The organism is Aminiphilus sp. (assembly GCF_029975095.1).
GTDB lineage: Bacteria > Synergistota > Synergistia > Synergistales > Aminiphilaceae > Aminiphilus.
In genome coordinates this window covers 1-1,876 of record NZ_JARKPW010000218.1, presented here as the reverse complement: position 1 = coordinate 1,876, position 1,876 = coordinate 1, and the positions used below count along the sequence as shown (strand labels likewise).

Sequence of the window (1,876 nt, the reverse complement as noted above, 5' to 3'; positions counted from 1 at the left end):
CGTCTGGTCCGCGATCTGCTTGATGGTGGTGACGAACTGGGTGATGGAACTCACCGACGCGGCCACGCGGTTGATGCTCTTGACGGAGTCCTCGGTCCTCGCGCCGACGGTCTGGATCTTCGCGATGACGCCCTCCACACGAGCCACGGATTTCTCGCTCATTCCGGCGGTCACGGCGGTGGCCTCGGCACCTTCCGACGCGGACCGGGCCGCCGTGGTGGCCGACGAGGCCACTTCCTCGACCCCCGCATTGGTCTGCTGGAGTGCCGCGGAGTTGCTCTCCGACAGGGAGGCCACGGTTTCGATGGCGCCCTTCACCTCTTCCATGGACGCCACGGTCTCCTCCGACAGGGCCGCGAGGGATTCGGCGCGCTGGGCGGAGAGAACCGCCTCCTCCTGAAGCTCCAGCACCACCTGGCGCTGCCGGGCGATCATGGCGGCAAGCGCGTCCGCCATGGTGTTCATCTCGTCCCGGGTGTTCACGTGGAAGTCCTCCCGGGTGAAGGTGAGATCCCCGTCCCGCGCCCGTTCCGCCAGGGCCACCACGTTCTTGATGGGACGGGAGATGGAATTGCCCAGCAGGTAGGAGATGACGAGAAAGACCACCACGATGGCCCCCACGAGCCCTACGAGGATCTTCGCCAGAGCGTTCGCCGTGGCGTGGAGTTCCGCTACCGGCACGGCCACACCCAGAGTCCACTTGGGCGCGTGCGGCACGGGGAGACTGAAGAGAGCGATTTCGCTTCCGTTGGGGCGGATGAAAACTCCTTGTGTTGCCTCTCCCGCCATGACCCGGCGGACGACGGTGTCCAATCCCTTGAAACCCAGCGCCGCAGACTCCAGAGCGTTGAGCTTCATCACCTGATCACGGTCCGGATGCGCCATGACGAGTCCGGTGCTGTCCACGATCCAGCCGAACCCGCCCTCGCCTATCGAGATGTTTTCCATCATCTCGCTCACCGCGTCGAGGCGGAGCGAGGCTCCCAGAACACCCACAGGCTTCCCCGTGTAGTCCTTGATGGCGTGGGCGATGACGAAAATGGGCTGGTTGGTCGTGCGGGAGATCACGGGGTCGGTGATGGCCATGTCCCGGGCACCGCTCATGAGTTCCTTGAAGTAGGGACGGTCGGCGAGGTTTGCTGACAGCCCCTCCACCGTGGTCGGGGCGTGTCCCGTGGCGTCCGCCACGAAGTACATCTCGATGAACCGGGATTCCCGTTCCTGGAGCAGCCGCAAATCACCCTTCATGGCATCCCAGCTCATGGTGTGAACGATATCCATCTCCGCGGCGCCCCGCGTCACGTCGATCATCCGAAGGAGCCACTCCCCGAGCTGATCCGCTCTGGCACGGGCGATTCCCATGGCCATGTCGTCCGCAAGAGCCGTGACGGAACTGTTCACCTGCTGGTAGAGCACCACTCCGAGAGCACCACAGAGCACCACCACGGCGGACACGAACCACACCAGTATCTTTCCCCGTATCGTCCTCATGAGCCACATCACTTCTCCCTTCCTCTGTTCCGGCGCGCTGCATCGACGTAAAACCTCTTGAAAAGAAATTCTAGGTCAAACACAACGAAAAGTCTATTGAGCATGGACTATGGCTCGGTTGTTATGTCTGCATCATGTCTTCCTGTTGAAACGCTTGCATTTTAATTTCATATATTTTCTCGGCAATCTTCTTCCGCCGGTTCTGAGCGCCCCCTTCCGAAAAAACATTTCCGCAGGCTCTCCGGGTTTCAGAGAAGGATGCTCAGACCGCATTCGAAGGAACGGTGCGCTCCGCATCGCACGGCGACGGGAATCGCATACCGACGGACCCGTTCCACTCCTCTTCGGACGCACGCACAGACACACTCCACGACAGAAGCGGGGC

Annotated in this window: 1 protein-coding gene; it reads right to left on the bottom strand. The window is 61.9% G+C overall.

Annotated elements, in window-relative coordinates; all coding sequences use genetic code 11:
• Positions 1-1,500 (bottom strand): methyl-accepting chemotaxis protein (locus Q1K49_RS13440; protein ID WP_300526495.1); only part of this gene is annotated, 1,500 nt, incomplete at its 3' end.
• Positions 1,501-1,876 lie beyond the last annotated feature (376 nt).